The following is a 10213-nucleotide window of genomic DNA, read 5'->3' as shown; positions in this document are numbered from 1 at the left end:
ATATTATTTATTTAGTTGCTCCTTATTGTATTTCGACTGATGATCTAAATTATATTTATGATACGATTCGTCAAGCTTTAATCGAATTGTTTTAATGTTAAGTTCTAAATGACGCTTATAAGATTAAAAAGATAAAAAAATCTCCCTTTTGGGAGATTTTAGTTTATATAATATTGTCAAATATTTGAAAATTATCATTTTATGATAAATGTTCTCTTATTTTTTTGATTAAAAAGCTTCCCTTAGTTTTGCAAAAAAAATAGTTTGTCTTTTCGATTTCGAGTCCATTTATCTAATAAATCCATTTATGTTATAGCGCTTATTGTAAGTGTTATTGCTGTTTTTGCTCTTGTTATATTGAGTTTTTTAATTAATAAAGAAAGTCAAAAAAATAATGATGAGTTTGTCAAAAAAAGTTTTTTGAGGAAATATGAAGCAGTTGAATTTGAGTTTAAAAACATCGAAGAATATCAAGAAGTTTTAAAAAAAGTTGTTAAAAAGACAAGTGAAAAAAATGTAGCAGATCATTTTTTGGTTTTGAATGAATTAAATTCAAATCGAAAGTTAATTCGCCATGATTGGTTTTCTATTCATTCTTTAGAAACAAATCATTTTCCTGATGAATCAACCCTTTCAAAAGCTATCAATCAACCAAATATTAAAGAATTTCAATCGATATATACTACAAAAAATCAACAGATTGATAATTTTTTGTTGGATTATAAGGATACATTGTATTGGGTAAATTACGATTCTATCAAGTTGTCTAATGGACAAAATATGTATTACGGTTCGACGATTAATCTGTTTGATTTGTATAATTTTTTTACGACAGTAGATGCAACTTCGTCCAATTATATGTATGTTTTCAATAAAGATGGAATTTGTATTACGCATCCTAATGAAAAATTTATTGGGAAAAATGTTTTCGATTTTACAGATATTCAGCCAAGCGATACGATAACGAGCACAATTAATTCTAATTTTTCGCAAGATTTATATACGTTGAATGATGCTTCGTCCGAGTTTATAAAAGATACGGATATCAAACGTTTTATAAAACCTTTACACACCAAGAATTTTGATGGATATATTGTCGTGAATCATTTGAGTTATATCATTGATGAAAATGTAGAACGAACTAAATTTTATGTAGGTTTTATTTTCTTGGGAACTGTTTTTTTAATTATCATTATCTTTTTGTTATTCAATAAAATAACATCTAAAACATACAAGGAAAAAGCGTTTGTAATCGAAGAAAAAAATAGGTTATCAATTGAAAATGAAAAGATTAAAAATGCGAATACTCTAACGCAATTACAACAATTAAAGAATCAGATTAATCCACATTTTTTATTCAATTCGTTGAATTCACTTTATATGTTAATTGGTTTGAACAAAGAGAATGCGCAGAAATTCACGATGAATCTTTCTAAAATTTACCGATATCTTATTGTTCCGCCAAAGGAAAATATAGTGCTTGTAAAAAAGGAATTAGATTTTATTGCACAATACATGGATTTGCATAAAAGTAGATTTTCGGAAGAATTGATTTTTGATTTACAAATCGAAGATTCGAAAAGCTTAGAAAAAAACATTCCATATTTGGCATTACAGATTGTTGTAGAAAATGCAATAAAACATAATATTGCTACAATTGATCAACCTTTGACTATAAATATTGTTGTAAAATCTGATTTGATTATCGTCAAAAATACTTTTCAGAAAAAAAATAAAGCGACAGAAAATGAGAAATTTGGTTTAAACTATTTACAAAAAATCTATCATTTTTATCAAATTGATAATTTCTCAACAAAAGTAGAAAATGAAGAATTTATTTGTTTTTTACCTTATATCGAACCAAAATATCCATTCACTCCAAAAAACTAACCACTCACTCCAAAAAACTATTATTATAAGAAAACTGCGCTTAAGTTTATGCCATAATTAATGATAATTTAATGTTCGAATGAGTCATAATAAGGAAAGAAAGAATTATAAATTAGCACTATATCTTGGTTTGGCAATGTCTTCGGCTGTTGTTTATGGACAAAAGAAAGAGGATAAAAAAGCTGAAAAAGATAAAACAGAGAAAAAGGATTCTACTGTAACGAAAGTTAAAAAAATAGATGAATTAATCAAGAAAGGAAGCTACAAGAAAGGTTTGTTTAATACCATTCAAGTAAAAACTGATATCTATTTCGAAATTCCAGATAGTTTATTTGGACGCCAATTTTTGGTTGTGAATAAATTGTCTCAAGTTCCAATGGAAGTTAACGAAGCGGGCTTGAACAAAGGAATGAATTACGAAAACAAAGTGATTTCTTTTTATCATGATAAAGTAGCTAAAAAAGTGTGGGTCAAAACAATTGTTCCACAAGTTTCTTCACCTAAAAATGACGCAATCACAGCTTCTGTAAAGGATAATTTCTCAGAATCGATTATTGAGGTTTTTGATATAGAAGCTCAAAATAATGATTCTACAGCTGTTGCGATTAAAGTGAACAAAATTTTTGATGGAAATCAAAAAAGTTTTAATGATGTATTAACGAACATAGGTTTAGGAGGTTCGGTAAAGGCAAATCTATCGTATGTGGAAAATGTGAAAACATTTCCAGAAAACATTGTGGTTAAGTCTCAGTTAACGACAAGTGTAAATGAAGGAGGGGTAGATTTGGCTGTTACCTTAGGTGTTACAAGTAATATTGTTTTACTTTCGACAACTCCTATGCAACCTAGGTTAGCAGATAATCGTGTGGGATATTTCACAGAAAAACATTGGTTTTTTAATGATGCTCAACACAAAATGGAAGATCAACGCTTTATTACAAAATGGCGTTTGGAACCAAAAGACGAGGATAAGGAAAAATATCTAAAAGGTGAATTAGTAGAACCTAAGAAACCAATTATTTATTACATCGATCCTTCGACACCAAAACAATGGCGCCAAAAAATTATTGCTGGTGTACACGATTGGCAAGTTGCTTTTGAGCAAGCTGGTTTCAAAAATGCGATTATAGCAAAAGAACCAACTGCTGATGACAAAGATTTTGATATTGATGATGTACGTTACTCAGTAATTACGTATGCAGCTTCACCAAAGTCAAATGCAATGGGACCTTCTGTGGTTGATCCGCGTAGTGGTGAAATTTTAGAGGCGGATATTATTTGGTGGCACAATGTAATGACTTCTTTGCATGATTGGATGCGTATTCAAACAGGTCCAATTGATCCAAAAGCAAGAGGAAATAAATTTAGTGATGAACACATGGGAGAAGCAATTCGTTTTGTGTCTTCTCATGAAGTAGGACATACATTTGGTCTGAAACATAATATGGGCGCTTCTTTTTCTTATCCAGTAGAATCTTTACGTTCGAAAGAATTTACAGATAAAATGGGTGGAACTGCACCGTCTATTATGGATTATGCGCGTTATAATTATGTGGCACAGCCAGAAGATGGTGTTACAGCAATTACGCCAAAAATCGGTTTGTATGATAAATATGCAATCGAATGGGGATATCGTTGGTTTCCAAATCAAGAAACAGAAAAAGCATCGCTTCGTAAAATGATTGAAAAGCACGAAGATGATCCAATGTATTTTTATGGTGAACAACAAAGCTATTTAAGTACAATTGATCCGCGTTCTCAATCAGAAGATTTAGGTGATGATGCTGTTTTGGCAAGTGAATATGGAATGAAAAATCTAAAACGTGTTTCAGAAAATATCTTGAAATGGACGTACGAAGATGGAAAAAGCTATATCAACACAGGGAAACTTTATTACCAAACAATAGGGCAGTGGGATTTATATTCTAATCATGTTTTAGCAAATGTTGGTGGGATTTATTTAAACAACACTTATTTCGGAATTGATAAAAAAGCATACGAACCAGTTCCTGCAGATATGCAACGTAAAGCAGTTAATTATTTAAACGAAAATGTGATTCAATTACCAAAATGGTTATTCTTTAATGATATTTTAGATAAAACGTATGCAATCAAAAATTCGCCAATGGGACCTTACGAGCAAACGCCGTATACATTAGCGAGAGAAATGCAATATGGATTGATTTATAATTTATTTACTGACGATCGCTTATTGCGCATGTTAGAAAATGAATTGAAACACCAAGAATTAAAATCTAATGAAAAAATTTATACAGTTGAAAATTTATTTGATCAAGTAAGAAGTGCAGCTTTTGATAAAAAATCAAACTTAACTATTCTTGAAAAAATGACTCAAAAAAATTACGTTGATGCCTTAATCGTTTCAACAAACAAATTATTTGAAAAAACAACTGTAGCAGGACTTACAATTGACCAAAACCTACAAGTACCAACTATCTGTAATTATTTAGACGAAGAAAAAATGGCGCGTAACATTAACTATTCTTCTATGAAAAGAGTGTCGGAAGTGACAACCTATAAAAGAGCAGAATTGCAACGTGTTTTGACTTTGTTAAACAAGAAAAAGAATAATGGAGATGCGTCTACAAAAGCGCATTATGCTGATTTAATTATTCGTATTAAAGAAGCTTTAAAGTAAGATATAGAAATGAAAAAGACACTCATTCTTTTGCCACTTTTTGCGGCAAGTATTGCGTTTTCTCAAGAAAAGAGAGTGATTACAGGTTCGGTTCAAGACGAAAAATCGTTGGTTGGAATTGCTGGTGCGTCTGTTAAAATTGAAGCTCAATCAATTTCGACAAAAACAGATCAAAAAGGAATTATAGAAAGTGTAACGGTTGGTACTGTTACAGATGAAGATGGTTTCTTTTCATTAGAAGTACCTGCAGGTACAAAATCTGTATTAATTAGTTATTTAGGTTACGATTCTAAATTAGTTGAACTTTCTACAGATTTATCAACATATCATGTAAGCTTAAAATCAACTTTAGGTGAAGTTCTTCCAGAAAATAATGATTTAAAAGAAGTTGTTGTTACAGGTTATCAAAAAATTGAAAAACGGAAACTAACATCGGCAGTATCAACTGTAAAAATGGATGATATTCAACAAGCTGGTGTTGCTAGTGTTGATCAATTGTTAAGCGGACAAATTGCTGGTGTAGCTGTTTCTACAGAAACTGGTTCGCCTGGTTCACCAAGTAAAATTAGAATTCGTGGTACGGCTTCTCTTTCTGGTCCACAAGATCCGTTATGGGTGATTGATGGTTTACCATTAGAAGGAAATGATGTGCCAAACTTTAACGATAAAGATAACATCGATCAATTGCAAAACTTTTCTATAGCTGGATTAAATCCAAACGATATCGAAGATATTACAATCCTTAAAGATGCTGCTGCAACAGCTATTTATGGTGCAAGAGCTGCAAATGGTGTAATTTCGATTACAACAAAACGCGGTAAAAAAGGCGCTATGACGGTTAATTTTTCTGCGAATACATTTGTAACAGCTCGTCCAGATTTTGGTCGTTTAAATTTACTAAATGCTTCTCAGAAAGTTGATCTTGAATTAATGCTTGCTAGTCGCGATGATTTAACGTATCGTACTGATAAAGGCGAAGTAATGCGAATTTTGCAAAAGAATGGTCAATTAAATGCTTTACGAAATGGAGGTTTTAATTCTTTAGATCTTATCACGCAAAATCAAATTAATTCTTTACGAAATAACACAACCGATTGGGGAAAATTATTGTATCGTAATGCAATTAATACACAATACGGTTTGAGTATTTCAGGAGGAAATGATCGTTCTGATTATTACTTCTCATTAGGATATTATGATGAGCAAGGAACAACGATCGGAACAGGTTTTGAACGTTATAATCTTACTTTAAAAAACAATTATAAACTTAACGATAAATTAGATGTAGGGATTTCTATTTTTGCAACTTCAAGTGATAAAAAATCTTTTGTAACAGATGCAGATGCGTCTATCAATCCGATTAATTATTCACGAAATGCGAATCCATATTTATCTCCATTCAATGCAGATGGTTCTTATCGTTATGACAACGATATTGATGGATTTGAAGATCGTTCTGTTCCATTCAATTTTATCGAAGAAAGAGAAAACACAAATTATACATTAAAAAACCGTTCGTTAAAAGGTATTATTGATCTTAATTATCAATTAGCAAAAGGTTTAAAATTAACATCTCAATTCGGAATTCAGTACGATAGTAACAAAACAGAAAAATACGCTGAGCAAGAAACTTATTTTACGCGTAAAATGAAAGAAGGAACGCGTTATTATAAATCTGGACAATATTTGTATTTCTTACCTGACGGAGGAGTTAAACAAAATTGGGATAACGAATTTTTTCAATATAACTGGAAGTTACAAGGAACATATAGTACTACGATTAACAATCGTCACGAAATTGATTTGATGGCTGGGACAGAAATTCGTCATACACAAAACGAAACGACTTTAACACGTGCTTTTGGTTACAATAAAACGACGAAAACAGGAACGCCAATCGTTTTCCCAAATTCAAGTTTTGCAGCAGAAAAACGTTACGAAACGTATAGAGAAATGCCAACGGAAGAAAATGCTTATGTATCTACATTTGCAACCGCTTCGTATACATTAGACAGAAAATATACAGTTTTTGGTAGTGTTCGTTATGATGGTACAAATTTATTCGGTGTTAATAAAAAATATAAATACTTACCAATTTGGGCAGTTTCTGCTTCTTGGTTAGTTTCAAAAGAATCGTTTATGGAGAACATCGATTTTATTTCGAATCTTCGTTTACGCGCTTCTTATGGTTTACAAGGAAATATTGATCGTAATACTTCACCTTTCTTTATTGGTGAATATAATGATGCAACAATTTTACCAGGTAATAAAGAAGATATTATCAATGCGATTAATTTACCAAATGATTTGTTGCGTTGGGAAAAAACAACGAATACAAATGTTGGGTTAGATTTAGGTCTTTTCAAAAATCGTATCAACCTTGCTGTTGATGTTTACAATCGTAAAGGAACAGATATGATTAGTATGCGCGAAACACCATTAGAAACAGGTTTTGAATATACAATGGTGAATTGGGGAGAATTAACAAACAAAGGTTTCGAGATTGCTTTAACAACTCGCAACATTGATAAGAAAAACTTTAAATGGTCGACAACAATTAATTTTGCGCACAACAAAAGTAAAGTTCTTAAAGAGCAACAACGTGAAAATAGTTTAATTCCATCTCGTGAAGGTTTACCTGTAAATGCAATTTTTGCTTTAAAAACAGCTGGATTTGACGAATACGGAAATCCAATGTTTTGGAAAGGAGATGAAAAAGTTTCTGCAAAAGAATTCTTTGCTTTATATGACTTATACGAAGATTTTTTACCAGGAGAAATTGTGGATTCTAAATTAACAAGCGAAGAAAAACGTAAATTATTTACTTATATCGGAGATCGCGATCCTAAATTTACAGGAGGTATTATCAATAATTTCAAAATTCACAATTTTGATTTAACGATTTCTGCAGCATTCAATTTAAAACAAACGGTGATGAAAACACCTTCTTATCGTGGAATGGAATTGGATCCAGGTCGTAATTATACGCAAGATATTTTCGAGGCAGGTTCTACACTTCCAGGAATTACAAGTCCAATTAAAGGAGATAACGATAGTTGGATGGCGAACAAATGGTTTGCAGGAAACAATGCAAACGCGTACAATTTATTAGACATTTGGGCGAAAGAAATTAGTTATATGCGAATCAGTAGTATTCGTCTTGGTTATACTTTACCAAACAAATATGTTGAGGTTGTCGGTTTCAAAAGCGCTCGTTTTAGCTTAGAAGGACGTAATTTATTTGTATTTAGTAATGGATACAAAGGTTATTTTGATCCAGAAACTTACGGAAATATTTATGCACAACCAATTGCTAAATCTGTAACAGTAGGACTTAATGTTTCTTTCTAAATTTTAAATCAAATGAAAAAAATATTTTTATTATTAAGCATAGTTGCAGTTAGCTTTACAGCAGTTAGTTGTGACAATTACTTGGATATTGAACCAGATGGAAAAGTGATTCCAAAAACGGTAGAAGATTACCGTATGGTTTTAACGAATTCTTATTCAAAATATCCAACACACAAGTCGTTGACAGCTTTACGTACGGATGAGGTTACATTGAATGAATACTCAAATGACTTTATTTCGTACCGAGAAATTGCACAATGGAAGGATACAAATCCAGATCAAATATCAATTCAATTTCCTTGGGTTAGTTTTTATACGGTGATTTTTTATGCCAATCAAATCATCAACGAAGGACCAAAAACAATGGAAAACTCTGCTGAAAAAGATCAATTATTAGCAGAAGCTTATGCGTTACGTGCGTATGCGTATTTTGATTTGGTGAATTTATACGGAAAACCATATAATTCAGCAACAGCAAGTACAGACAAAGGTGTTCCTCTAAATTTAAAAGTAGATTTAGAAGCAACGCTTAAACCATCATCTGTTCAAGAAGTTTATAATCATATTGAGTCTGATTTATTGCAAGCGACAAAGTTGATGAAAATGAATCAGCAATTAGCTGGATTAAATTATAGATTCTCGAATGCAGCTTTAAAAGCTTTAGAAGCAAGAATCGCTTTGTATAAAAATGAATGGCAAAAAGCAATTGATTTTTCTGATTCTACATTAAAAATCAAAGGTGATTTAGTGAATCTGAACACAACAAAACAAGTTCCAAATCATTATACATCTGCCGAATCTATTTTAGCTTTAGACAATACATTGAATCCTGCAATTCAGTATATGTCATATGCTTCACCAGAACTGTTAAGTAGTTATGATACAGAAAATGATCTACGTTTTCCGCTTTATTTTGAGAAAAGTGGATCAAAATATAAAGTTATCAAAGGTGGAAATTCAGAGTTCAAAACGTCTTTCCGCGTAGCTGAATTATATTTTATCAAAGCTGAATCATATTTGAAATTAAATAAGTTAGATCAAGCAAAAGCAACTTTATTTTCAGTTTTACAAAATCGTTATACAGCAACTGGTTTTGCAAAATTACAAACAGAAATTTCTGCGATGAATTCTACTGAATTGATGAAGTTTATTTTAGATGAACGTTTTAGAGAATTTGCGTTAGAAGGACAACGTTGGTACGATTTACGTCGAGCAAATCAAAAACAAATTATACATCAAATTTCAGGTAAAGAGTATATTTTACAAGAAAATGATGTTCGTTATACAATAGAAATTCCACAAGCAGCTAAGCTCAATAATCCTCATTTATAACATTTTTAGACCGTCTTTATTCATCATTTAGACGGTTTTTTTATACTTTTGCATTCATGAAAATTGCAATTGTAGAGGACGAATTATTGGCGGTTACTTATCTAAAAAATCTGTTAGAGGAGCAATCGATTGTTGATATTTCTTCAATTACAATTTTGCGCTCAACAAAGCAAGCAACGGAGTTTTTTAGAGATAATTCGGTTGATTTAATCTTCATGGATATTCATTTGGGTGATGGGAAAAGTTTCGAGATTTTTCAGGAAGTTGAGATTCTAACGCCAATTATTTTTATCACTGCTTATGATGAATATGCGATGAAAGTTTTCAAGCATTTTACGATAGATTATATTCTGAAACCCTTTGAAGTAGAGGAGTTGCATATTGCATTGCAAAAATTCAAGACTATTCGAACTAGTTTTGATATTTCACCAACATTACAATCGATAGCTGTTTTAGAAAATTCACCGTCCGAGATTATGCATCGTTTTTTGGTAACGAATGGTAACAAATTACGTTCGGTAGAAGAACACGAAATTGCTTATTTTTTTGCTTCGGGAAAACATCTTTTTATAAAAACGAAAGATGAACAAACCTATATTTATGATGATACAATAAAGGATATTATAAATAAATTGGATGAAACTATTTTCTTCAAAATCAATCGAAAATTTATTGTTCACATTGATGCAATTACTGAAATAATAAGATATTCAAGTCAAAAAATTGAAATCCATCTTCAACCAAAATCCGAAGCTGAACAAGCTATTTTTATTAGTAAAACACAGATTAATGCTTGGATGGATTGGATGAATAGGTAAAAAAAATCTCACATTTGTGAGATTTTAATTAACTTATAATGTTACTTTTTTATTAAAATCACCCGTAGTGCATTTAGGTAATATTAATTTTTAATTTGTTAATATTTCTATTTTGGTTTCTGTTTATTGATTGAATAATAGTAAGGGTTAGTATTTTTGATAG

The 10213-nt window shown here is 31.0% G+C and carries 5 protein-coding genes; all 5 read left to right on the top strand.

Annotation, left to right across the window (positions count from 1 at the left end):
- Positions 1 to 420: 420 nt before the first annotated feature.
- Positions 421 to 1890, top strand: coding sequence for a histidine kinase (locus B2X73_RS12885; RefSeq protein ID WP_286494866.1), 1470 nt, complete (start codon positions 421 to 423; stop codon positions 1888 to 1890).
- A gap of 79 nt (positions 1891 to 1969) precedes the next feature.
- Complete coding sequence (locus tag B2X73_RS12880) at positions 1970 to 4549, top strand: zinc-dependent metalloprotease (protein ID WP_038335737.1); 2580 nt, start codon at positions 1970 to 1972, stop codon at positions 4547 to 4549.
- A 9-nt stretch (positions 4550 to 4558) separates the two neighbouring features.
- Positions 4559 to 7900, top strand: coding sequence for a SusC/RagA family TonB-linked outer membrane protein (locus B2X73_RS12875; RefSeq protein ID WP_286494865.1), 3342 nt, complete (start codon positions 4559 to 4561; stop codon positions 7898 to 7900).
- Between the two features lie 12 nt (positions 7901 to 7912).
- Positions 7913 to 9232: a RagB/SusD family nutrient uptake outer membrane protein gene (locus B2X73_RS12870; RefSeq protein ID WP_221856182.1), complete on the top strand. Its 1320-nt coding sequence runs from the start codon at positions 7913 to 7915 to the stop codon at positions 9230 to 9232.
- A gap of 56 nt (positions 9233 to 9288) precedes the next feature.
- Positions 9289 to 10050, top strand: coding sequence for a LytR/AlgR family response regulator transcription factor (locus tag B2X73_RS12865; RefSeq protein WP_286494864.1), 762 nt, complete (start codon positions 9289 to 9291; stop codon positions 10048 to 10050).
- Positions 10051 to 10213: the final 163 nt, after the last annotated feature.

Source organism: Empedobacter sp. UBA7252 (assembly GCF_002472765.1).
In the GTDB taxonomy this organism is placed as follows: domain Bacteria; phylum Bacteroidota; class Bacteroidia; order Flavobacteriales; family Weeksellaceae; genus Empedobacter; species Empedobacter falsenii_B.
The sequence above is the reverse complement of the archived record's forward strand: the minus strand, read 5'-3'. Positions and strand labels throughout refer to the sequence as shown.

What these genes read in the sequence shown, in the direction of transcription:
- B2X73_RS12880 (WP_038335737.1), top strand. Translation starts at nt 1,970, where the DNA reads ATGAGTCATAATAAGGAAAGAAAGAATTATAAATTAGCACTATATCTT.
- B2X73_RS12875 (WP_286494865.1), top strand. Translation starts at nt 4,559, where the DNA reads ATGAAAAAGACACTCATTCTTTTGCCACTTTTTGCGGCAAGTATTGCG.
- B2X73_RS12870 (WP_221856182.1), top strand. Translation starts at nt 7,913, where the DNA reads ATGAAAAAAATATTTTTATTATTAAGCATAGTTGCAGTTAGCTTTACA.
- B2X73_RS12865 (WP_286494864.1), top strand. Translation starts at nt 9,289, where the DNA reads ATGAAAATTGCAATTGTAGAGGACGAATTATTGGCGGTTACTTATCTA.